We start from the raw sequence: 22,619 nt of genomic DNA, 5'->3' as shown, positions 1-22,619 counted from the left end.
ATATGGGCATGGCGTTCACGATATAGCCAATTATTCCACAGTATCCTTCCCGGCCACATCTTGCGCGGCCGCGGCAGGCCGGCCCACCCCCTCGGCTACGATTACGCCTCATGAGCTCCCACATCCGCATCGTTGGCGCCCGCCAGAACAACCTGAAGAACCTGGACCTGGATATCGCCACCGGCGAACTCGTGGTCGTCACCGGGGTCTCGGGGTCGGGCAAAAGTTCGCTCGCGTTCGACACCCTGTATGCCGAGGGCCAGCGCCGCTACGTCGAAACCTTCTCGCCCTACGCGCGCCAGTTCCTCGACCGCATGGACAAGCCGCAGGTCGATCGCATCGAGGGCATCCTGCCCGCCATCGCGATCGACCAGACCAACCCGGTGCGCAGCTCGCGCAGCACGGTCGGCACCATGACCGAGCTCAACGATCACCTCAAGCTGCTGTTCGCGCGCGGCGCGAAGCTGCATTGCCGTGGCTGCGGCAAGGTGGTGCGGCGCGACTCGCCGGAATCGATCTTCCACGCGCTCACGCACCGCGCCGCCGAGGCCGGCGACCCGCGCCTGGTCATCACCTTCCCGATCGCGGTGCCGGCCAACTTCACCGAAGACGAGGTCAAGGGCTTCCTTGAAGGCCAGGGCTACACCCGCGTGCACGCCGAGGATGCGGCGCCCGCCGCCGCGCCCGCCAAGGCCAGGGGCAAGGGCAAGAAAGCCGATGCGGGCGCAACCGAAGCGCGCCGCGTGCTGCACGTGGTCCAGGACCGCCTGCGCCTGGGCAGCGCCGAGCGCGACCGCGTGATGGAAGCGCTCGACACCGCGCTGCGCATGGGCGCCGGCCACCTCGCCGTGCACGTGATGGGCGACGACGGCGCCGACGCGGCGGTGTGGAAATACAGCAGCCGCCTGCATTGCGCCGACTGTGACATCGAATACAGCGATCCGCTGCCCAGCAGCTTCTCGTTCAACTCGCCGCTGGGCGCCTGCGACTCGTGCCGCGGCTTCGGTCGCGTGATCGGCATCGATTACGGCCTGGTCATCCCCGACGAAAACAAGACGCTGCTCGAAGGCGCCGTCAAGCCCTGGCAGACGCCCTCGTTCAAGGAATGCCAGGACGACCTGGTGAAGTACGCGCCCAAGGCCGGCATCCCGCTGGGCGTGCCCTGGAAGTCGCTCACCGACGCGCAGCGCGCCTGGGTCATCAACGGCACGCCCGACTGGAAGGGCAGCGATTCCGCCTGGAAAAACCAGTGGTACGGCACGCGCCGCTTCTTCGACTGGCTCGAGACCAAGTCGTACAAGATGCACGTGCGCGTGCTGCTGTCCAAGTACCGCAGCTACACGCCCTGCCCCACCTGCCTGGGCGCGCGGCTCAAGCCCGACTCGCTGCTGTGGCGCCTGGGCAGCAAGGCCGAGGCCGACACGGTGCTGCCGCCCGACGACGGCCGCTACCGCCGCTTCATGCCGGCCGGCGTGAGCTGGTCGCGCGAGCAGCTCGAACAGCTCGACGGCCTGTCGGTGCACGACGTGATGCTGCTGCCGATCGAGCGCGTGCGCACCTTCTTCGACAATCTCCGGTTCGAGGGCGCGCTCGACGCGGCCGCCGACCTGCTGCTCACCGAGGCACGCGCGCGCCTGCGCTTCCTGTGCGACGTGGGCCTGGGCTATCTCACGCTCGACCGCCAGAGCCGCACGCTCTCCGGCGGCGAGGTGCAGCGCATCAACCTCACGACCGCGCTCGGCACCTCGCTGGTCAACACCCTGTTCGTGCTCGACGAGCCCTCCATCGGGCTGCACCCGCGCGACATGCATCGCGTGGTCGAGGTCATGCATCGCCTGCGCGATGCCGGCAACACGCTGGTGGTGGTGGAGCACGACCCGCAGGTGATGGTCGCGGCAGACCGCATCATCGACATCGGCCCGGGGCCGGGCGAACGCGGCGGCCAGATCGTGTTCGACGGCACGCCGGCGCAGCTGCGCGCCGCGCCCACCCTCACCGGTGACTATCTCGGCGCGCGCCAGCGCGTCGAGGCGCCGCGGCCGATGCCGGTGGCGGCCAATACGCCGCGCCTGTTGCTCGAAGGCGTCCGCGCGCACAACCTGCAGAACGTCTCGATCGAGCTGCCGCTGGGCCGGCTGGTCTGCGTGACCGGCGTGTCCGGCTCGGGCAAGTCGACGCTGGTGCAGGACGTGCTCTACCCCGCCCTGCTGAAGTACCAGGGCAAGCCGTCCGAGTCGCCCGGCGAGTTCGACCGCCTGCTCGGCGCCGAGCAGATCGCCGACGTGGTGATGGTCGACCAGACCCCGATCGGCAAGACGGCCCGCTCCAACCCGGCCAGCTACGTGGGCGCGTTCGACGCGATCCGCAAGCTGTTCGCGCAGGCGCCGGTCTCGAAAGAACGCGCCTACACCGCCGGCACCTTCAGCTTCAACAGCGGCGACGGCCGCTGCCCGACCTGCGGCGGCACCGGCTTCGAGCACGTCGAGATGCAGTTCCTCTCCGACGTGTATCTGCGCTGCCCCGATTGCGACGGCAAGCGCTTCCGCCCCGAAGTGCTGGAAGTGAAGATCGAGCACCTGGGCAAGAGCGCATCGATCGACCAGGTGCTCGAAATGACCGTGAGCGAGGCGCTCGAGTTCTTCCGCGGCCTGCGCGACGTGCAGACCGGCCTCGCACCGCTGGCCGACGTGGGCCTCGAATACGTGCGGCTGGGCCAGCCCGTGCCGACCCTCTCGGGCGGCGAGGCGCAGCGGCTCAAGCTCGCCGGCCACCTGGCCGAGGCGGCGCGCGCCGGCATCTCCACCGCCAAGGTCGCCAAGAAGGGCAGCCTGTTCCTGTTCGACGAGCCCACCACCGGCCTGCACTTCGACGACGTCGCGCGGCTGATGCGCGCGTTCCGCAAGCTGCTGGCCGCCGGCCACACGCTGCTGGTGATCGAACACAACCTCGACGTCATCCGCGCGGCCGACTGGCTGATCGACCTCGGTCCCGATGGCGGCGACGCCGGCGGCGAGCTGGTGGGCGTGGGCACGCCGCAAGACCTGATGGACAACCCGCGCTCGTACACCGGCGCCGCGCTGCGCGACTACGAGGTCAGCATCCTGCCGGCCGACGTGGTGGTCAGCACCGACGCCGACCGCATGGAGGCCGAGCAGGCGGGCCTGGTCGCCCGCGTGGCGGAGCCCGGCGCCGACTACGACGCCGGCGTGCCGCTGCAGTCGCACCTGCGCCGCCGCCGCGAAGCCAGCCGCGCCATCGAGATCAAGAACGCGCGCGAGCACAACCTGAAGAACGTCAGCGTGGAGATCCCGCGCGACAAGTTCACCGTGATCACGGGCGTGTCGGGCTCGGGCAAATCGACCCTGGCCTTCGACATCCTGTTCAACGAGGGACAGCGCCGCTATCTCGAATCGCTCAACGCCTATGCCCGCGCCATCGTGCAGCCGGCCGGCAAGCCCGACGTGGACGCCATCTTCGGCATCCCGCCCACGGTGGCGATCGAGCAGCGCACCAGCCGCGGCGGCCGCAAGTCGACCGTGGCCACCATGACCGAGATCCATCACTTCCTGCGCCTGCTGTACGTGAAGCTGGGCACGCAATACTGCCCCGACTGCAACGTGCCGGTGGAGCCGCAGAACACCGACCAGATCGTGGCGCGCCTGCTGCGCGAGCACAAGGGCCAGCACATCGGCGTGATGGCGCCGCTGGTCACCGCGCGCAAGGGCTACTACACCGACCTGGCGAAGTGGGCCTCGGGCAAGGGCTACAGCCACCTGCGCGTCGACGGCGAGTTCATCCCCGTGTCGCCGTGGCCGCGCCTGGACCGCTACAAGGAACACACCATCGAGCTGCCGGTGGCCGACGTGCTGGTCGATCCGGCCGACGAGGCCTCGCTGCGCGAGGCGGTGCGTGCCGCGCTGGAGTTCGGCCAGGGCACCATGAGCGTGCTCACCGGCCTGACCCAGGCCGACGGCTCGCTGGCCGAGCGCCGCGATGCGGGCCTGGCCGAACAGCCCGCGCAGCAGCACTTCTCCGTCAAGCGCGCCTGCCCCTCGTGCGGCATCAGCTTCCCCGAACCGGATCCGCGCCTGTTCTCCTACAACTCCAAGCACGGCTGGTGCACCGGCTGCTTCGGCACCGGCCTGCAGCTCAGCGGCTTCGACGAGGAGCAGACCGGCGAGGAAACCGCCTGGAACGCCTGGTACGAAGGCGAGGCGCAGACCTGCAAGGTGTGCGATGGCCAGCGCCTGAACCGCACCGCGCTGGCGGTGCGCTGGCGCGACCGCTCGATCGCCGAACTGGCCTCGCTGCCGGTGTCCGACGCGCACACCTTCTTCACCGGGCTGGTGACGCGCGGCCGCGAAGGCGAGGTCGCGCGCGACATCCTGGCCGAGATCCGCGGCCGCCTCGACTTCATGCAGGAGGTGGGCCTGAACTACCTCGCGCTCGACCGCGCCGCGCCCACGCTTTCGGGCGGCGAGGCGCAGCGCATCCGTCTCGCGGCGCAGCTCGGCTCCAACCTCCAGGGCGTGTGCTACGTGCTCGACGAGCCCACCATCGGCCTGCACCCGCGCGACAACCGCATCCTGCTCGACGCGCTCGCGCGCCTCGAGGGCAACGGCAACACGCTGGTGGTGGTCGAGCACGACGACGACACCATCAAGCGCGCCTCGCACATCATCGACATCGGCCCCGGCGCCGGCATCCGCGGCGGCCGCGTGGTCGCCCAGGGCACCGCCGAAGACCTGATCGCGGCGCCCGAATCGGTCACGGGACGCTACCTGGCCAAGCCGCTGGCGCACCCGCTGCAGGGCCGCCGCCCGGTCGAGGCCGACACGCCCATGATCGAGATCACCGGCGCGCACCTGCACAACCTGCGCAACGTCGACGCGCGCCTGCCGATCGGCCGCCTGTCGGTGGTCTCCGGCGTGTCGGGCTCGGGCAAGTCCACGCTCGCGCGCGAGGTGCTGCTCGACAACCTGATCCACGCCGTGTCGCAGGGCAAGGCGCCCCACTGGCATGGTTGCGCGCGCATCTCCGGCTGGGAGGCCATCGACCGCGTGCTCGAGGTCGACCAGACCCCGATCGGCAAGACGCCGCGCTCGTGTCCGGCCACCTACGTGGGCTTCTGGGACGACGTGCGCAAGCAGTTCGCCGACACCCGCGAGGCCCGCATGCGCGGCTGGGGCGCCGCCCGCTTCTCGTTCAATACCGGCGACGGCCGCTGCCCGATCTGCGAAGGCCAGGGCATGCGCACCATCGAGATGAGCTTCCTGCCCGACGTGAAGGTGCCGTGCGACGCCTGCGGCGGCGCGCGCTTCAACGCCGACACGCTGAGCGTGCAGATGCGCGAGAAGAATGCCGGCGAGGTGCTGTCGATGGAAGTCGACGATGCGCTGGGCTACTTCGCCGCGCATCCCAAGATCCATCGTCCGCTGCAGCTGATGCAGGACGTCGGCCTGGGCTACCTGACGCTGGGCCAACCCTCGCCCACGCTGTCGGGCGGCGAGGCGCAGCGCATCAAGCTGGTCACCGAGCTGTCGAAGGCGCGCCTCACCGACGGCGTCATCAAGACCGGCCGCGCGTCGCGCATCCCGCACACGCTGTACGTGCTGGACGAGCCCACCGTGGGCCTGTCGATGGCCGACGTGGAAAAGCTGATCCATGTGCTGCACCGCCTGGTCGAGGCGGGCAACACGGTGGTCGTGATCGAGCACAACCTCGACGTGATCGCCGAGGCCGACTGGCTGCTCGACCTGGGCCCCGAGGGCGGCACCGGCGGTGGCCAGCTGGTCGCCCAGGGCTCGCCCGAAGAGGTGATGACCCACGCCGAACGCTCGCACACCGGCCGCGTGCTGAAGGAATTCCTCGAAGAAGCCGCAAAGAAATAATGGAATGCTGGTTCGAAGACCGCCTGGCCGGGCGCGCAAGGCGCCTGGCCGATCCGGTCGGCCGTATCGAGGCGCGTGCGCGCGCCGACCTGCCGCGCGTGTGGCGCGAGATCGAGGCCGCACGCCAGGCCGGCCACTGGATCGCCCTGCTGCTGGACTACGAGCTGGGCGAATGGCTGCTGCCCGATGCGCTGGGCGCCGCCCCCGACGGGCCCTGCCCCGCGCCCGCCGATGACGGGCGCGCGCGCCTGACCGCGCTGGTGTTCGCGCGCGCCATCGACGGCCCGTGCTGGCAGGCTCCCGGCGACCCCGACCCGCGGGCCGGCGTGGTGTCGGTGACGCCGCGCATGGCGCGCGACCACTACCTGGCCGCGATCGCACGCCTGCGCGAGCAGATCGGCGCCGGCGAGCAATACCAGGTCAACTACACCCAGCCGCTCGACGTGCGCATCGCGGGCGCGCCCGCCGCGCTCTATCGCCGCATCGCCGCGCGCAATCCGGTGGCGCACGCGGCCTATATCGAGGACGGCGAGCGCACCGTGCTGTCGTTCTCGCCGGAGCTGTTCGTGGCGCGCCAGGGCGACCGCCTCGTCACGCGGCCCATGAAAGGCACCGCGCCGCGCGCGGCCGACCCCGCCGAAGACGCGCGCCTGGGCCGCGCCCTGCTCGCCAGCGAGAAGGACCGCGCCGAAAACCTCATGATCGTGGACCTGCTGCGCAACGACCTCGGCCAGCTGGCCGAGACCGGGTCGGTCAGGGTCGACGCCCTGTTCACGCTGGAGCAATACCCCACCGTCTGGACCCTCACCTCCACCGTGAGCGCGCGCGTGCCGGCGGCCGGCCTCGACGCCGTGCTGACCGCGCTGTTTCCGTGCGGCTCCATCACCGGCGCGCCCAAGATCGCCGCGATGCGCCGCATCCGCCAGATGGAGATGGCGCCGCGCGGCCTGTATTGCGGCAGCATCGGCTGGCTCGCGCCCGATGGCGACTTCTCGCTCAACGTGGCGATCCGCACCCTGGTGCTCGACGCGCAGGGCGCGGGCGTCTACCACGTGGGCGGCGGCATCGTGCACGGTTCGGACCCGGCCAACGAGTGGGACGAATGCCATTGGAAAGCGCGTATCCTTGCGGGAGTGCCCGTCGCGGCCGCGCCCGCAGCGGGTCCGCCCGCCGCAGGTTCGCCTGCCGCAGGATCGCCTGCCGCAGGATCGCCTGCCGCAGGATCGCCCGCCGCAGGTTCGCCCGCCGCCTGACATCCGCGCCCATCATCTGGAGTTTCCCGCCATGTCGCCCGAACTGATCGAAACCATCCTCGTGACCGGCACGCGCGACATGCCGCTGCTGGGCCGTCATCTGGTGCGGCTCGCCAGCAGCGCGCAGGACCTCGGTTATCGCTGCGACGAGATGCTGGTCGAGACGCAGGTGCGCGCCGCCGCGCAGGCCCTGCGCGAAGCCGGCCCGCACCGCCTGCGCCTGCTGCTCGAGCGCAATGGTCAGTGCACCATCCAGACCGCGCCGCTGCTGCCGCTGCCGCTGGTGCAGGAGATCCTGATCGCGCCCGAGCCGCTGGACGCCAGCGAGCCGCTGCTGCGCTACAAGACCACGCACCGCCCCTGGTACACCCAGACCATCGAATGGCTGCCGTCGCATCCGCACATCTTCGACCTGGTCTATCTCAACCAGCGCGGCGAGCTGTGCGAGGGCAGCCGCAGCAATGTCTACGTGAAGAAGAACGGCCGCTGGTACACGCCCCCGGTGGAGAGCGGCTGCCTGCCGGGCGTGCAGCGCGCCGCGCTGCTGGAGGCCGGCGAGGCGCACGAGCGCGTGCTGAGCGCGCACGACCTGCGCGAGGCCGAAGCGATCCGCCTGTCGAATGCGTTGCGGGGCTGGTTCGACGTGGTGCTGCGCGACGCCTGAGCGCGCCGCATCCGCGTCAGGCGCGCTGCGCCTTGTCGGCCGGCGCCAGGATGGCCTGCACCGCCTCGTTGGCGGCGGCCAGGCCCATCGCGGCCGTCACCATCACGACCGAGCCGTAGCCCGCGCACGACAGCCCCTGCGGCGCCGCCGGCGCCACGTCCACGCCGATGGCATCCTGCGTTTCGTCGGCGCGGGTCCAGGCGGCCGGCAGGATCGCCGGCTGGTCGAACCACAGCGCGCGCACGCCCATGCGCGGCACGCGCTTGAGCGCCTTGCCATTGCGGTCGCTGGCGCGCGGGTAGCCGTGTTCGCGCCGCAGCTTGTTGCGCAGCTTGGACAGCAGCGCGTCGTTGAGCGCCTGCGACAGGTCGCCGGCGCGCAGCGCCAGCGGGTCGGTCTTGCCGCCCGCGCCGCCACACAACAGCATCGGGATGCCGCGCGTGCGCGCGTGCAGGATCATCGCGATCTTGGCGGCGGCCTGGTCGGTGCAGTCGATGATCATCGCGTAATGGCCGGCCAGAAGCTGGGCCACGTTGGCCGGATCGACGAAATCGTCGATGCGGGTCACCACGCATTCGGGATTGATCGCCGCGATGCGCGCCGCCATGGCCTCGACCTTGGCCTGGCCCAGCGTGTCGGTGAGCGCATGGATCTGGCGGTTGACGTTGGACTCGGCGATGTGGTCGAGATCGACCAGCGTGAGCGCGCCCACGCCGCAACGCGCCAGCGCCTCGGCCGTCCAGGACCCCACGCCCCCGAGCCCGACCACGGCCACGTGCGCGCCGCGCAGGCGCGCGGGGCCGTCGGGGCCATAGAGCCGGGACAGGCCGCCGAAGCGGCGTTCGGCATCGATGTCGCAGGATGCCGGGAGGTCGGGAGGGGCAATCGTCATGGGCGCTATTGTCCCACGGGCGCGACCACCATGTCGCCGCCCAGCGCCTGGTACAGCGTGACCTGGTTGAGCAGCCGGTCGAGCGTGTTCTGGTCGCGCGCGACCTCGGCGTTGCGGCGCTGTTCCTGCGCGTCGAGCCAGAAGCGCAGCGACACCGCGCCGGCGCGATAGCGCACCTCGTACAGGCTTTCCGCCTGGCGGGCGGCGGCCAGCGAGGCCTCGAGCAGCTCGGCGCGCCGCGCCAGCTGGGTGCGCGCCGACAGCGCGTTCTCCACGTCGGCCATGGCCTGGTAGAGGGCCTGGCGGAACTGCACCACGCGCAGCGCGTACTCGGTCTCCGACACGCGGATCGAGAGCCGCATCTGGTTCCAGTTGAGGAACGGCAGCGTCAGGCCGGCGCCCAGCGTGCCGATGGGATTCTGCAGCAGATTGCCCAGCGCCGTGCTGGTGCTGCCGACCGCGCCGGTGAGCGTGATGGGCGGATAGAAGCTGGCGCGCGTGGCGTCGGTCTCGGCCAGCGCCTGGCGCAGGCGCAACTCGGCGGCGCGCAGGTCGGGCCGCCGCCCCAGCAGGTCGGCGGGCAGGCCCGCGGGCACCGCCGGCACGGTGGCCATGGGCAGACGCGCCGGGTCGGCCATGATGCGGTCGGGCGGGCCGTCGAACAGAATCGTCAGGCCGTTGATGTATTCGACGCGCAGTTGCACCAGCTCGGTATGCGCGGCCTGCTGGCTGGCGAGGTTCTGGCGCGCCTCGGCCAGCTCTAGCGCCGAGGCGCCGCCGGCGTCGTACTGCGCCTGCACCAGTTCCAGCGTGCGGCGTGCGTACGCGATGCTCTCTTCGCTGGTGGCGATGCGCTGGTTGATGAAGGCGGTGCGCCAGTACAGCGTGGCGGTGGTGCCGATCAGGCTGAGCTCGGCGCTGGCGCGGTCCTGCTCGGTGGCCAGCGCCTCCCATTGCGCCGCGTCGGTCAGGCTGTCGAGCCGGCCCCACAGGTCCAGCTCGTAGCTCACCGACAGCTGCGCGGTGTTGTTGCGCACGATGGTGCGGTCGCCGTCGAGCTGGCGCTGGCGCGACAGGTCGAGGTTGGCGCCCACGGTCGGAAACTGATCCGAGCGGGCCAGGCCGGCGCGCAGCTGGGCCTGGCGCACCCGCAGCGCGGCGGCCGCCAGGTCGTTGTTGCGTTCGAGCGCGAGCGTCACCAGCTGCGACAGCACCGGATCGTCGAAATGGCGCCACCACTGGCCGCCGGCGGCCAGGTCCTGCTGGGTGGCGTATTGCCACGCGGCCGGCGCCTGGACGGCGGGCCGCTGGTAGTCGGTCTGCATCAGGCCGCAGCCCGCGAGCAGCAGGGGCAGGGTCAGGAGGCCGGCGAGGGCGGCACGGCGCGCGGGAAACAGGAAAGGCATCATTCTCGGGCCAGGGATTGCACGGGATCGAGCCGGGCGGCGTTGCGCGCCGGCAGGTAGCCGAAGCCCACCCCGATCAGGGTGGAGCACACGAACGCAGCCACCATCGAGGTGCTGGAGTAGATCAACTGGAAGGCGCCGCGCGTGGCCTGCGACACCAGCACGCCGAGGCCGAGCGAGAGCAGGATGCCGAGCATGCCGCCGATCAGGCACACCAGCACCGCCTCGATCAGGAACTGCTGCATGATGTCGCCGCGCCGCGCGCCCACGGCCATGCGCACGCCGATCTCGCGGGTGCGCTCGGTCACCGACACCAGCATGATGTTCATCACGCCGATGCCGCCCACCACCAGCGAGATGATGGCGATGGCCGAGACCAGCAGCGTCATGGTGGCGGTGGTGCGTTCGATGGTCTGGCGGATCGTGTCGGTGTTGAACACGAAGAAATCCTTGGTGCCGTGGCGCTGCGTCATCAGGCGGGTGATGGCCTGCTCGGCCGCCTTGGTCGGCACCGCGTCGCTCACGCGCACCGTGATGCTGCGCAGGTGCTGCTGGCCCAGCACCCGGCTCAGCGCCGTGGTGTACGGGATCCAGACATTGAGCGACTCGGCGTTGCCGAACATGCTCTCCTTGCGCTCGGTCACGCCGATCACGCGCACCGGCACCGTGCCCAGGAAGATCACCTGGCCCACCGGCTCGGTGTGATTGCCGAACAGCGCCTTGCGCGTGTTCTCGTCGATCACCGCCTCCTGCGCACGCCGCGTCACGCCGTCGGCGTCGAAGAACTGGCCCTGCGAGAGCTTGAGGCCGCGCACGCGGAAGAACTGCTCGCCCACGCCCTGGATCGAGCCGTTCACCGACACGTTGCGATAGCGCAGCGAGGCGCTGGTGCTGACCGCCGGCGTCACGCTGTCGACGTAGCTCTGGCGCGCCAGGGCGGCCGCATCGGCCGGCACCAGCGTGCGTATGGTGGCCGCCTTCTCGTCGCCGAAATCCTTGCCGGGGTAGATGTCTACCGTATTGGTGCCCATCTCGCTGATGTCGGCCAGGATCTTCTGGCGCGATCCCTCGCCCAGCGCCACCACCGACACCACCGCCGCGATGCCGATCACGATGCCCAGCATGGTGAGGAAGGTGCGCAGCCGGTGCGCGTTCATCGCGAGCAGCGCCATGCGCAGCGCCTCGTTGGCGCGGTCGACCAGCGCCCGCCAGGGCCGCGCGCCGCGGCCCGGGGCCTGCGGCGCGGGCGCGCTCGCCTGCGGCCGTGCCGGTGCATCCGGATTGCTGCGGTCGGCCACGATGCGGCCGTCGCTGATCTCGATGATGCGGCGCGCGTGGCGCGCCACGTTCATGTCGTGGGTCACCAGCACGATGGTGTGGCCCGCGGCATTGAGCTCTTCCAGGATGCGCAGCACCTCCTGGCCGGTGTGGGTGTCGAGCGCGCCGGTGGGCTCGTCGGCGAGGATGATGCGGCCGCCGTTCATCAGGGCGCGCGCGATACTCACGCGCTGCTGCTGCCCGCCCGAGAGCTGGCCCGGATGGTAGTCGAGCCGTTCGCCCAGGCCGAGCCGTTCGAGCAAAGCCTGCGCGCGCGCGTGGCGCGGGCCGCGGCCCAGGCCCGCGTACACCGCGGGCATCTCGACGTTGCCCTGCGCGGTGAGGTCCGACAGCAGGTGATAGCGCTGGAAGATGAAGCCGAAATGCTCGCGGCGCAGCTCCGCCAGGTCGTCCGGCTCCATCGCCGCCGTCTCGCGGCCGTCGACCCGATACACGCCGCGGCTGGGCCGGTCGAGGCAGCCAAGGATGTTCATCAGCGTGGACTTGCCCGAGCCCGAGGCGCCGACGATGGCGACCATTTCGCCGGCGTTGATGGTGAGATTGACCTCGCGCAGCACCGCCACGGTCTGGTCGCCCGCGGCGAATTCGCGCCAGACATCGTTCAGCGTGATCAGCGGCGACCCCGTGGTGCTGCCGGAATGCGTGTCCTGCACCGTCATTGGGGCGGGGGTCCGGACGGCTGGCCGCTCTGGCCGGGCAGGCCGGCCGCCTCGGCCGACACCACTTTCTCGCCGGCCGTGAGGCCCTCGAGGATCTGCGCGCTGACGTTGTTGTTCATGCCGACCTTGACCTGGCGCGGCGCGGGCTTGCCGTCGGCGTCCACGACCTGCACGGTATAGGTGCCGTCGGCGCCGCGGCGCCCCAGGGCCGACGAGGGGATCTGCAGGGTCTGCCTGGCCTCGCCCAGCACGATGAAGACCTGCGCCGTCATGGAGATGCGCAGGGTCTGGTCGGGGTTGGGCACGTCGAACAGGCCGTTGTAGTACACGGCCGAGCTCGACGCGCTGCTGGAACTGGTGCCGGTCAGGGCCGAGGTGCTTTCGTCGCGCTGGATCGAGTCGGGCGCGGGCTCGATGGCGCGCAGCGTGCCGTCGTAGCGCTTGTCGGGCTCGCCCAGGATGGTGAAGTAGACCTTCTGGCCCGGCCGCACGCGCGTCACGTCGGCTTCGGAAATCTGCGCCTTCACGGTCATGGTGTCGACCTGCGCCACCTTGATGATGGTGGGCGCGGTCTGCAGCGAGTTCACCGTCTGGCCTTCCTTGGTGACGATGGCCACCACCTTGCCGTCCATCGGCGAGCTGATGCGGGTGTAGCCGAGGTTCACCGTGGCCTTGTCGACCTCGATCTCGGCCTGGGCGATCTGCGCGTCTAGCGCCGCGATGTCGGCCCGCGTGACGGCCAGCGTGGCCTCGGCCTGCTCGTAGTCGGCACGCGAACTGGCGTCGCGGGCGATCATGTCGCGCTGGCGGCGGAAGGCGAGCTCGGCCTGTTTGAGGGTGGCGACCTTGGCGCGGCGTTCGGCCTTGCGCGTCTCGAGGGCGGCCTGCACGTTGCGCAGGTCGTTCTGCTGGGTCATGTCGTCGATCTCGGCCACCAGCTGGCCCTGCTTGACCTCGTCGCCGAGCTCGACCTTGAGCGACTTGAGCTGGCCGGACACCTGCGCGCCCACGCTGACCTGCCGCACCGCTTCGAGCGTGCCGGAGGCCAGCACGCTGTTTTCCATGTCGGCCACCCGCACCTCGGCGGTGGCGAAGGCCGGTGCCGGCGGCTTGCCGAAGAACAGGCCGCGCGCCACCAGGACCAGCAGGATCAGCGCGATGGCGATCCAGATATATCGTTTTTTCTTGCTCTTGCCTGCGCGTGCAGTCGTCATTCAGCGTCCAGGAATACCGAAAAAAGGGGCCATTCGAGCATCGATTCTACTGGGGCGGCCCTGTGCAACTGTGAAAATCCGTATAGCAACTGTAGGAAGATCGTGAATGGCCCCGGCGCCACCGGCGTTGCAAACCTGACACAGCCGTCCAATTTTATTTTTGCGGCACCCCGTGCGCGTAAGCGGTTTACGCCAAGCTGCGCCGAACCGCCCCGGAATTGGCGCCAACCGGCGCCCAACCGGCCCCCATATCGCGGTTCCATAATTCGGAAGATGACGTCTTATGCCGCAACGCACCCTGCGATGGCGTCTCGACATAGCCAGAAGTTAGGCACAGAATCGTCACTGTTACACCGTGCCGAACCTCGCCTCTTCCCCCTCTTCCAAGCACACTGCCCCTGAATTTTCAGGGGCGGCGTTTTTGTGCGTGCTGGCCATGCTGAACCACGTGGCGCTTACGGGGGGACGCATCACCGTCTCGCTCACGGCGCTCACGATCGGCCTGTCCACCTTCAAGGTCGGAATGCTGGTGGCGGTATTCGCCGTGCTGCCCATGTTCGCCTCGGTGCACGCCGGGCGCTGGGTCGACAAGGTCGGCATCCTGCGGCCGCTGGTGATCGGCAGTTCGCTGGTGTCCTTCGGCACCGTTCTGCCGTTTCTCTCGCCCGACCCGTTCGCCCTGCTGGTCGCCTCCTGTTCGATCGGCATCGGCTTCATGCTGCACCAGGTCGCCACCCAGGACCTGCTGGGCCACGCCGAGCCCGCTCAGCGGCTGCGCAATTTCTCCTGGATGTCGCTGGCGCTGGCCGGTTCGGGCTTTTCGGGCCCGCTGATCGCGGGGCTGGCCATCGACCATCTGGGCAATCGCCTGGCCTTCGGCCTGCTGGCGCTGGGCCCCCTGCTCTCGCTGGGCGGCCTGTACCTGATGCGGCACAAGCTGCGGGCGGTCAACGACCACCTGCGCGGCAGCGGCGCGCGCGAACAGCAGCGCCGCCGCGTGACCGAGCTGCTGGCCGTGCCGCCCCTGCGCCGCATCCTGATGGTCAACACCATCCTGTCGGGCGCATGGGACACCCACCTCTTCGTGGTGCCCATCTTCGGCGTGGCGATCGGCCTGTCCGCCACCACGATCGGCTTGATTCTTGCCTCGTTCGCGGCGGCAACTTTCTTCATCCGCCTGCTTCTCCCCTTCATCCAGAATCGCGTGCGGTCCTGGACGCTGGTGCGCGTCGCGATGGCGACCGCCGCGTGCGACTTCATGCTTTACCCGCTGTTCACCGACGTTACCGTCCTGATCGTGCTGTCTTTCATCCTGGGCCTGGCCCTGGGCTGCTGTCAGCCCAGCATGCTGGCGCTGCTGCACCAGTACTCGCCGCCGGGGCGCGCGGCCGAGGCGGTGGGCCTGCGGATGGCGTTGATCAACGGCTCGCAGGTGTCGCTGCCATTGACCTTCGGCGCGCTCGGTGCGGTAATTGGGGTTACCCCCCTCTTTTGGGCCTACGCGCTCGCCTTGATGGCGGGCGGCTGGGCCAACCGCAATCCGCCGCAAGAGTCCGAACACCCGTCGTGAACACGCAGTCTTCCTCCCCGCCTTCCTCCGTTCCCCTGGTTTCCGGCGCCGACACGCCGTTCCGCCTCTGGACCGCCGACGAACGGCGTGCGTCCATGGACGCCGCGCTGTCCGACTGGCGCAGCGACCAGGACGTCTGGGTCTACGGTTACGGCTCCCTGATCTGGCGCCCCGACTTCGATTTCCTCGAACGCCGCCTCGCCACCCTGCGCGGCCATCACCGGGCGCTGTGTCTGTGGTCGCGCGTCAATCGCGGCACGCCGGAGTGCCCGGGCCTGGTGTTCGGTCTGGACCGGGGCGGCTCCTGCCGCGGCGTGGTCTACCGCCTGTGCGGCAAGCAGGTGCCGGACTACTTCCCGGCCTTGTGGGACCGCGAGATGTCGACCGGCGCCTACCTGCCGCGCTGGATCAACTGCGCCACCGACCAGGGCCCGGTCCGCGCGCTGGTGTTCGTGATGAACCGCGCCAATCCGGCCTACATCAGCGCCCTGCCCGAGGCGGAACTGCTGGCTATCGTGCGGCGCGCCGCCGGCCGCTATGGCCCCTGCACGGAATACGTGGTGCAGACCGCCCAGGCGCTGCGCGCGGCCGGCATCCACGACGCCCGCCTCGACGCCATCGCCCGCGAACTCGAACGCGACGACAAGGCCTACGCCGAGGAGTGAGGGCTATCCCTGAGTGGCCCCGGGTTGCGGGGTACACTGGGAGCTACCCTCAACCGCCGGTTCGCACATCATGTCCGTATCCGATCTGCGTCAAAGCTACGACAAGGGCGTCCTGCTCGAAAGCCAGGCCGCCGCGTCCCCCTTCGATCAATTCAAGCTCTGGTTCGACGAAGCCCTGGTGGGGGGCGGCGCCGAGCCGAATGCCATGACGCTGGCCACGGCCGACGCCGATGGCCAGCCCTCGGCGCGCATCGTGCTGATCAAGGGCTACGACGACCGCGGGTTCACGTTCTTCACCAATTACGCGTCGCGCAAGGGCGAGGACCTGCTCGTCAACCCGCGCGCCGCGCTGCTGTTCTTCTGGCAGCCGCTCGAGCGCCAGGTGCGCATCGAGGGCGTGGTCGAACGCGTGGCCGGCGAGGAATCCGACGCCTATTTCCATAGCCGACCGGTGGGCTCGCGCATCGGCGCCTGGGCCTCCGAGCAGAGCCGCCCGATCACGCGCGAGGCGCTGGAAGCGCGCGAACGCGAATTCAAGGCGCGCTACGGCGACGCGCCCCCGCGCCCGCCGCACTGGGGCGGTTATCGCCTCGTGCCCACCCGCTTCGAATTCTGGCAGGGCCGCCCCTCGCGCCTGCACGATCGCCTGCGCTACCAGCGCAATGCCGCCTCGGGCTGGACGCTCGACCGCCTGTCGCCCTGACCGCCATCCACGAGCCGCCATCCGCATGTCCGCTGCATCCCCTGCATTCGACGCCGCCTTTTTCCGCACCGCATTGGGCCGCTACGCCACCGGCGTGACGGTGGTGAGCACCACCGGGCTGGACGGCGAGCGCATCGGCCTGACCGTCTCTTCGTTCAACTCCGTGTCGCTCGCGCCGCCGCTGGTGCTGTGGAGCCTGTCGGCGGCGTCCTCGTCGCTGGCGGCATTCGAGCAGTGCGAGCGCTACGTCATCAACGTGCTGTCGGCCGAGCAGATCGCGCTGGCGCGCCGCTTCGCCACGGGCCGCACGGCCGAGCGCTTCGCCGGCCTGCCCGTGGTCAACGCCCCGGGCGGCACACCGATGCTCGACGGCCTGAACGCGGCCTGGTTCGAGTGCCGCAACCGCAGCCGCTACGTCGAAGGCGACCACATCATCATGGTCGGCGAGGTCGAGGCCTGCGGTCATTCGAACGAAGATCCGCTCGTGTTCCATGCCGGCGGGTTCGACCTGACCCCCGCGCGCGAACGCCAACCCTGATTCCCCGCCATTCATGAGCTCAGCACAGAAAGACATCGACTGCGTGGTCATCGGTGCCGGCGTGGTCGGCCTGGCCATCGCCCGCGCGCTCGCGCTGCAGGGCCGCGAGGTCCTGGTGGCCGAGGCCACCGAGGCCATCGGCACCGGCACCAGCTCGCGCAACTCCGAAGTCATCCACGCCGGCATCTACTATCCGGCCGGCAGCCTGAAGGCGCGGCTGTGCGTGCGCGGCAAGCACCTGCTCTACGACTACTGCGCCCAGCGCGGCCTGCCGCACAGGCGGCTGGGCAAGTTCATCGTGGCCACCAGCGCGGCCGAGGCCGCCCTGCTCGAAGGCATCGCCGCGCGCGCGGCCGCCAACGGCGTGGACGACATGCGGCTGATCGCAGGCGCCGAGGCCAAGGCCGAGGAGCCGGCGCTGTCGTGCACGGCGGCCCTGGTGTCGCCCTCGACCGGCATCATCGACAGCCATGCGCTGATGCTCTCTTACCAGGGCGACGCCGAACAGGCCGGCGCCCAGTTCGTGTTCCACACCCCGCTGGTGCGGGGCGAGGTGCTGCCGCAGGGCGGATTCTCGCTGTCGTTCGGCGGTGCCGAACCGATGTCGCTCACCTGCCACACGCTCATCAACGCCTCCGGCCTGCACGCGCCCACGCTGGCGCGCCGCATCGAGGGCCTGCCCGCCGACAGCATTCCGCAGGAATACCTGTGCAAGGGCAGCTATTTCACCCTCTCGGGCCGGGCCCCGTTCAGCCGCCTGATCTATCCGGTGCCGCAGCATGCCGGCCTGGGCGTGCACCTCACGCTCGACATGGGCGGCCAGGCGAAGTTCGGCCCCGATACCCAGTGGATCGAGACCGAAGACTACACACTCGAGCCGCAACGCGCCGAGGTGTTCTACGAGGCCGTGCGCACCTACTGGCCCGGCCTGCCCGACCACGCGCTGGCGCCGGGCTACACCGGCATCCGGCCCAAGATCTCCGGGCCCACCGAACCGGCCGCCGACTTCATGATCGCCGGCCCCGCCAGCCATGGCGTGGACGGCTACGTGGGCCTGTACGGCATCGAGTCGCCCGGCCTCACCTCCAGCCTCGCGCTGGCCGAGGAAACCCTGGCGCGGCTCTCGGGCTAAAATCCCGTCCCAGTTCCTCTTTCCGGCGTTCATCGCTCTTCTCAATCGAACATGCAGCATAACGACTACATCCTTACCCTTTCCTGCCCCGACCGCACGGGCATCGTGTATCGCGTCAGTGGGCTGCTGTTCGAGCTGGGTTGCAACATTCTGGATTCGCAGCAGTTCGGCGACGACGAGACCGGCCGCTTTTTCCTGCGGGTGCACTTCGACCTGCCGGCCGCGATCGGCGCCGACGCCCTGCGCGAGCGCTTCGCCGCCCTGTCGGGCGACTACGCCATGGACTGGCAGATCCACGACGCGCGCCAGAAGTCGCGCCTGCTCATCATGGTGAGCAAGCAGGGTCACTGCCTGAACGATCTGCTGTTCCGCGTGAGCAGCGGCCAGCTGCCGGCCGAGATCGCCGCCATCGTGTCGAACCACAACGACTACGCCAGCCTGGCCGCCTCGTATGGCATCCCGTTCCACCACCTGCCGGTCACGCCCGACACCAAGGCGGCGCAGGAGCGCCAGGTGCTGGAGATCGTCGAGCGCGAAAACATCGACCTGGTGGTGCTGGCGCGCTACATGCAGATCCTGTCGGCCGAGATGTGCCAGGCCCTCACCGGCCGCGCGATCAACATCCACCACAGCTTCCTGCCCAGCTTCAAGGGCGCGCGCCCCTATCACCAGGCGCATGCCCGTGGCGTGAAGATCATCGGCGCCACCGCCCACTACGTGACCTCGGACCTCGACGAAGGCCCGATCATCGAGCAGGACATCGAGCGCGTGGACCACACCATGACCGCGCAGGCCCTGACCCAGGTCGGCAGCGACGTGGAATCGCTGGTGCTGTCGCGCGCCGTGCGCAGCCACGTCGAACACCGCATCCTGCTCAACCGCAACAAGACCGTCGTCTTCCGCTGATCCGCTCAGCCCCGCGCCGGCGCACCGAAGTGCCGGCGCACGCTGCCGAGCGCCCGCTCGGCCAGCGGCGACAGCGGCCCCGCGGGCCAGATCAGCTGGCTCTGCGAGCGTGCCGTGTGATCGAAGTTCACGAAACGCGTGCCCGCCAGGCCGCTGCGGCGCAGGCAGGCCGGCACGATCGACACGCCCAGCCCCTGCGACACCAGCGAACACACGCTGAGCCAGTGCCGCACCTCGTGCCGCACCGCCGGCCGGAACCCCGCCGCCACGCATAGCGACAGCACGGTTTCGTGATAGCTGGGCGAGGCCTCGCGCGCGAAGAACACGAAATCCTCATCGGCCAGCGCCGCCAGGTCCACCTTGCGCCGCCCCGCCAGCGCATGATCCTGCGGCAGGCACACCACGAAGGGCTCGGCCATCAGGTCCTGGCCGCAGACCTGCGCGGGCAGCGGATTGGCGTGCACGAAGCCCAGGTCGAGCTCGCCCCGGCGCACCGCCTCGATCTGGTCGTGCGAATTGAGCTCGCTCAGCACGTGTTCGACCTGCGGCATCGCCGCGCGCAGCTCGGCGAGCAGACGCGGCAGGCCGCGATACAGCATCGACCCGACGAAGCCGATGCGGCAGCGCCCCTGCAGCCCGGCGTCGACGCGCCGCACCAGCACGCCGATTTCTTCCGACTGCCGCAGCAGCGCCCGCGCCTGGCCGTACAGCGTGTGGCCGGCGGGCGTGAGCGCCACGTGGCGGCTGGTGCGCTCGAGCAGCCGGGCGCCGAGCTGCTCCTCGAGCTGCCGGATCGCATACGACAGCGGCGGCTGCGAGATGTGCAGGCGCTGCGCGGCGCGGCTGAAATGGCGCTCCTCGGCCACGGCGATGAAGTAGCGCAGCAGGCGCGGTTCGAGGTCCATTCCGTCTCCATCCATATTTTCTGTGTATTGTTCAACACGAAAACGGTATTTGTATAGATCAATCGGCGCGCGCACCATGACCCGCAAAACCAGAACACCGGAGACGCCATGGATACGCCTGCCCCCCTGCCCGCCCCGACGGCGGTGCCCGACTCGCGCGGCCAGAACCTGTACGACTGCGACCCGTACGCGGCGCCCATGGCGGCGCGCTACCTGCCGCCCGCGCTCAACGCCCACCTGCAGCCGCATCTGAGCCGTCTGGGCGCGCTGGCCGGCGGCGCGATGGACGCGCTCGCCATGTCGGCCGACCAGCACCCGCCCACGCTGTCGGTGCGCCACCGCACCGGCGTGGACGAATCGCGCATCGACAAGCACCCCGACTACGTCGCGCTGGAACGGCTGGCCTACAGCGAGTTCGGGCTGGCGGCGCTGTCGCACCGGGGCGGCGTGCTCGGCTGGCCCGAGCCCATGCCCGCCGCCGCCAAATACGCGTTGAGCCATCTGTTCGTGCAGGCCGAGTTCGGCCTGTGCTGCCCGGTCAGCATGACCGACTCGCTGGCGCGCACCTTGCGCCGCTACGGCGATCCGGCGCTGGTGGCGCAGGTGGTGCCGCAGGTCACGAGCCTGGATTTCGACAGCCTGCGCCAGGGCGCGATGTTCATGACCGAACAGGGCGCCGGCTCCGACGTCAGCGCCACCACCACCGAGGCGCATGAGGCGGCCGATGGCAGCTGGACGCTGACCGGCGACAAGTGGTTCTGCTCCAATCCCGACGCGGGCTTTGCCATGGTCCTGGCGCGCAGCGAGCCGGACCCGGGGCTCAAGGGCGTATCGCTGTTCCTGCTGCCGCGCGACCTGCCCGATGGCAGCCACAATCACTATCGCATCCTGCGCCTGAAGGACAAGCTCGGCACGCGCTCGATGGCCAGCGGCGAGATCCGCCTGGAAGGCGCGCGCGCCTGGCTGGTGGGCGAGCGCGGCCGCGGCTTCAAGCAGATGGCCGACATGATCAACAACTCGCGCCTGTCCAATGGCATGCGCGCGGCCGGCCTGATGCGGCGCGCATGCGCCGAGGCGATGTACGTGGCGCGCGAGCGCCGCGCGTTCGGCCAGCCGCTGGCCGACATGCCGCTGATGCGGCGCCAGCTGGCCAAGATGATGCTGTGGGCCGAGCAGGCGCGCAGCGTGATGTTCCAGACGGCGCAGGCGCTGGCGCGCGCCGAGGCCGGCGAGGGCGACCCGGCCCTGCCCCGCATCATGACGCCGCTGATCAAGTTCCGCGCCTGCCGCGATGCCCGCAAGGTCACGGGCGACGCGATGGAGGTGCGCGGCGGCTGCGGCTACATCGAGGAGTGGGTCGAGCCGCGCCTGATGCGCGACGCGCACCTGGGCTCGATCTGGGAGGGCACCAGCAACATCGTGGCGCTCGACGTGTTGCGCGCGATCCGGCGCGAGCAGGCGCTGCCCGCGCTGCGCGCCCACGTCGACGCGCTGCTGCGCGATGGCGTACCCTGCCCCGCATCGTTGCGCCCGCAACAGGACGCGGCGCTCGACGCGGCCTTTGCGCTGGCCGCGCATGCCGCCGACAGCGGCCGCGACGCGCTGGCGCGCCAGGCCGCCTCCGGCCTCTACCACGCGCTGTCGCTGGCCGCGTTGCGGCACGAGGCGCGCGGCGAGGGCCTGGCGGGCCGCGCCCTGCTCGCCGACCAGGTGCTGCGCCACCGCCTGATGCCGCGCGCCCCCTGCGGCATCCCGGAAGACGACGACGACACGCACCGCCGCGTGCTGGCGGCGCAACCGTGATTTCTTGACGCGGCGGCCTCCTGGCCGCCGCCCGCCCGATCACCGGCGGCTCGATCCGCCGCGTGCCATAACCACAGGAGACATCCCACCATGACGCAGCCCCTGATTCACCGCATCGCCCGCCTTGGCGCGGCCATGCTGCTCGGCGCCGGCCTGCTGGCCGGCACCGCCCAGGCCGAGTACCCCGACCGCCCGGTCACCCTGATCGTGCCCTTCCCGCCCGGCGGCCCCACCGATGCGATGGCGCGCCGGCTGGCCGAGGGCCTGAAGGCCGAGCTGGGCCAGACCGTGCTGGTGGAAAACCGTGGCGGCGCCGGCGGCAACATCGGCGCCGAATACGTGTCGCGCGCCAAAGGCGACGGCTACACCCTGCTGTTCGGCACCTCCGGCCCGCTGGCCATCAACGTGAGCCTGTACCGCAACCAGGGCTACGACCCGCGCGCAAGCTTCGCGCCCATCGTGCGCATCGGCCACTTGCCCAACATCCTGGTGGTGCATCCGTCGGTGCAGGCGAACAACGTGCAGGAGCTGATCGCCTACGCCAAGGCGCATCCCGACCAGCTCAGCTACGCCTCGTCGGGCAACGGCGCCTCGTCGCACCTGGCCGGCGTGCTGTTCAACCGCATGGCCGACACGCGCATCCTGCACGTGCCCTACAAGGGCACCGGCCCGGCGCTCAACGATCTGCTGGGCGGCCAGGTGTCGATGTCGTTCACCGACATCCTGACCGCGCTGCCGCTGGTGCAGTCCGGCCGCTTGCGCGCGCTCGGCCTGGCCAGCGCCGACCGCTCCAGCGCGCTGCCCGAGCTGCCCACCATCGCCGAGCAGGGCCTGCCGGGCTACGACGTGAGCGTGTTCTTCGGCATCGTCGCGCCCAAGGACACCCCGCCCGCCGTGGTCGACAAGCTCAACCGCGCCTTCGTCGCCACGCTGGACTCGCCGGCGGTGCGCGACACGCTCGCCAAGCAGGGCATCGTGCCCGCCACCGACCGCACGCCCGCCGCCCTCGGCCAGTTCATCGATGCCGAGGTGGACAAGTGGGGCAAGGTGATCCGCGACGCCAACATCAAGATCGACTGA

15 protein-coding genes and 2 pseudogenes are annotated in these 22,619 nt (G+C 70.2%); 11 read left to right on the top strand and 6 right to left on the bottom strand.

What is annotated here, in order from left to right; genetic code table 11:
• Positions 1-110: 110 nt before the first annotated feature.
• Both uvrA and CEG14_RS04625 read left to right on the top strand, forming a co-directional pair.
• Entirely contained in the window at positions 111-5,891 is a 5,781-nt protein-coding gene (gene uvrA / locus CEG14_RS04630) for an excinuclease ABC subunit UvrA (RefSeq protein ID WP_094825148.1), read from the top strand.
• Positions 5,891-7,018, top strand: a pseudogene (locus CEG14_RS04625) (aminodeoxychorismate synthase component I); the annotation flags it as partial. The gene uvrA and the pseudogene CEG14_RS04625, both read left to right, overlap by 1 nt.
• Positions 7,019-7,091: 73 nt before the next feature.
• Here CEG14_RS04625 and CEG14_RS26780 read toward each other — a convergent pair.
• Positions 7,092-7,157: pseudogene (locus CEG14_RS26780) on the bottom strand (hypothetical protein); the annotation flags it as partial.
• 18 nt (positions 7,158-7,175) lie between these two features.
• Between CEG14_RS26780 and CEG14_RS04620 the strand changes: the two are divergent.
• Positions 7,176-7,808 carry an aminotransferase class IV family protein gene (locus CEG14_RS04620; RefSeq protein ID WP_094825146.1) on the top strand — a complete coding sequence of 211 codons (633 nt, stop codon included), beginning with the start codon at positions 7,176-7,178 and terminating at the stop codon, positions 7,806-7,808.
• A gap of 16 nt (positions 7,809-7,824) precedes the next feature.
• On the opposite strand, the gene CEG14_RS04615 is transcribed toward CEG14_RS04620, so the two are convergent.
• Genes CEG14_RS04615 through macA form a run of 4 tightly spaced genes read right to left on the bottom strand, consistent with a single transcriptional unit; the run spans position 7,825 to position 13,317 of the window.
• A complete protein-coding gene (locus tag CEG14_RS04615; protein WP_094825145.1) occupies positions 7,825-8,700 on the bottom strand; it encodes a tRNA threonylcarbamoyladenosine dehydratase in 876 nt (291 codons plus the stop codon).
• A gap of 5 nt (positions 8,701-8,705) precedes the next feature.
• The gene (locus CEG14_RS04610) at positions 8,706-10,109 is read right to left on the bottom strand and encodes an efflux transporter outer membrane subunit (RefSeq protein WP_373454176.1); all 1,404 of its coding nucleotides are present in this window, start codon (positions 10,107-10,109) and stop codon (positions 8,706-8,708) included.
• Positions 10,106-12,103 carry a MacB family efflux pump subunit gene (locus tag CEG14_RS04605; protein WP_094825143.1) on the bottom strand — a complete coding sequence of 666 codons (1,998 nt, stop codon included), beginning with the start codon at positions 12,101-12,103 and terminating at the stop codon, positions 10,106-10,108. Before CEG14_RS04605 ends, CEG14_RS04610 begins: the two co-directional genes overlap by 4 nt.
• Positions 12,100-13,317, bottom strand: coding sequence for a macrolide transporter subunit MacA (macA, locus tag CEG14_RS04600; RefSeq protein ID WP_094825142.1), 1,218 nt, complete (start codon positions 13,315-13,317; stop codon positions 12,100-12,102). Before macA ends, CEG14_RS04605 begins: the two co-directional genes overlap by 4 nt.
• A 436-nt stretch (positions 13,318-13,753) precedes the next feature.
• On the opposite strand from macA, the gene CEG14_RS04595 reads away from it, so the two are divergent.
• The 6 genes from CEG14_RS04595 to purU all read left to right on the top strand — a co-directional run bounded on the left by CEG14_RS04595 (position 13,754) and on the right by purU (position 18,831).
• The gene (locus tag CEG14_RS04595; protein ID WP_094825285.1) at positions 13,754-14,887 is read left to right on the top strand and encodes an MFS transporter; all 1,134 of its coding nucleotides are present in this window, start codon (positions 13,754-13,756) and stop codon (positions 14,885-14,887) included.
• Positions 14,884-15,552, top strand: coding sequence for a gamma-glutamylcyclotransferase (locus CEG14_RS04590; RefSeq protein ID WP_373454175.1), 669 nt, complete (start codon positions 14,884-14,886; stop codon positions 15,550-15,552). Before CEG14_RS04595 ends, CEG14_RS04590 begins: the two co-directional genes overlap by 4 nt.
• Before the next feature lie 67 nt (positions 15,553-15,619).
• Entirely contained in the window at positions 15,620-16,255 is a 636-nt protein-coding gene (gene pdxH / locus CEG14_RS04585; RefSeq protein WP_179280540.1) for a pyridoxamine 5'-phosphate oxidase, read from the top strand.
• Between the two features lie 25 nt (positions 16,256-16,280).
• A complete protein-coding gene (locus tag CEG14_RS04580; RefSeq protein ID WP_094825139.1) occupies positions 16,281-16,793 on the top strand; it encodes a flavin reductase family protein in 513 nt (170 codons plus the stop codon).
• A 13-nt stretch (positions 16,794-16,806) separates the two neighbouring features.
• Positions 16,807-17,925, top strand: coding sequence for an NAD(P)/FAD-dependent oxidoreductase (locus CEG14_RS04575; RefSeq protein ID WP_094825138.1), 1,119 nt, complete (start codon positions 16,807-16,809; stop codon positions 17,923-17,925).
• A gap of 51 nt (positions 17,926-17,976) precedes the next feature.
• Positions 17,977-18,831, top strand: coding sequence for a formyltetrahydrofolate deformylase (gene purU, locus CEG14_RS04570; RefSeq protein WP_094825137.1), 855 nt, complete (start codon positions 17,977-17,979; stop codon positions 18,829-18,831).
• 5 nt (positions 18,832-18,836) lie between these two features.
• On the opposite strand, the gene CEG14_RS04565 is transcribed toward purU, so the two are convergent.
• Entirely contained in the window at positions 18,837-19,736 is a 900-nt protein-coding gene (locus CEG14_RS04565) for a LysR family transcriptional regulator (protein ID WP_094825136.1), read from the bottom strand.
• A gap of 108 nt (positions 19,737-19,844) precedes the next feature.
• On the opposite strand from CEG14_RS04565, the gene CEG14_RS04560 reads away from it, so the two are divergent.
• A complete protein-coding gene (locus CEG14_RS04560) occupies positions 19,845-21,539 on the top strand; it encodes an acyl-CoA dehydrogenase family protein (protein WP_094825135.1) in 1,695 nt (564 codons plus the stop codon).
• A gap of 90 nt (positions 21,540-21,629) precedes the next feature.
• Positions 21,630-22,619 (top strand): Bug family tripartite tricarboxylate transporter substrate binding protein, encoded by a 990-nt coding sequence (locus CEG14_RS04555; RefSeq protein ID WP_094825134.1) that lies wholly within the window; start codon positions 21,630-21,632, stop codon positions 22,617-22,619.

This window comes from Bordetella genomosp. 1 (assembly GCF_002261335.1).
Classification (GTDB): domain Bacteria; phylum Pseudomonadota; class Gammaproteobacteria; order Burkholderiales; family Burkholderiaceae_B; genus Bordetella.
This window is presented reverse-complemented; position numbering and strand designations above follow the sequence as displayed.

What these genes read in the sequence shown, in the direction of transcription:
- uvrA (WP_094825148.1), top strand. Translation starts at nt 111, where the DNA reads ATGAGCTCCCACATCCGCATCGTTGGCGCCCGCCAGAACAACCTGAAG.
- CEG14_RS04620 (WP_094825146.1), top strand. Translation starts at nt 7,176, where the DNA reads ATGTCGCCCGAACTGATCGAAACCATCCTCGTGACCGGCACGCGCGAC.
- CEG14_RS04615 (WP_094825145.1), bottom strand. Translation starts at nt 8,700, where the DNA reads ATGACGATTGCCCCTCCCGACCTCCCGGCATCCTGCGACATCGATGCC.
- CEG14_RS04610 (WP_373454176.1), bottom strand. Translation starts at nt 10,109, where the DNA reads ATGATGCCTTTCCTGTTTCCCGCGCGCCGTGCCGCCCTCGCCGGCCTC.
- CEG14_RS04605 (WP_094825143.1), bottom strand. Translation starts at nt 12,103, where the DNA reads ATGACGGTGCAGGACACGCATTCCGGCAGCACCACGGGGTCGCCGCTG.
- macA (WP_094825142.1), bottom strand. Translation starts at nt 13,317, where the DNA reads ATGACGACTGCACGCGCAGGCAAGAGCAAGAAAAAACGATATATCTGG.
- CEG14_RS04595 (WP_094825285.1), top strand. Translation starts at nt 13,754, where the DNA reads ATGCTGAACCACGTGGCGCTTACGGGGGGACGCATCACCGTCTCGCTC.
- CEG14_RS04580 (WP_094825139.1), top strand. Translation starts at nt 16,281, where the DNA reads ATGTCCGCTGCATCCCCTGCATTCGACGCCGCCTTTTTCCGCACCGCA.
- CEG14_RS04575 (WP_094825138.1), top strand. Translation starts at nt 16,807, where the DNA reads ATGAGCTCAGCACAGAAAGACATCGACTGCGTGGTCATCGGTGCCGGC.
- purU (WP_094825137.1), top strand. Translation starts at nt 17,977, where the DNA reads ATGCAGCATAACGACTACATCCTTACCCTTTCCTGCCCCGACCGCACG.
- CEG14_RS04565 (WP_094825136.1), bottom strand. Translation starts at nt 19,736, where the DNA reads ATGGACCTCGAACCGCGCCTGCTGCGCTACTTCATCGCCGTGGCCGAG.
- CEG14_RS04560 (WP_094825135.1), top strand. Translation starts at nt 19,845, where the DNA reads ATGGATACGCCTGCCCCCCTGCCCGCCCCGACGGCGGTGCCCGACTCG.
- CEG14_RS04555 (WP_094825134.1), top strand. Translation starts at nt 21,630, where the DNA reads ATGACGCAGCCCCTGATTCACCGCATCGCCCGCCTTGGCGCGGCCATG.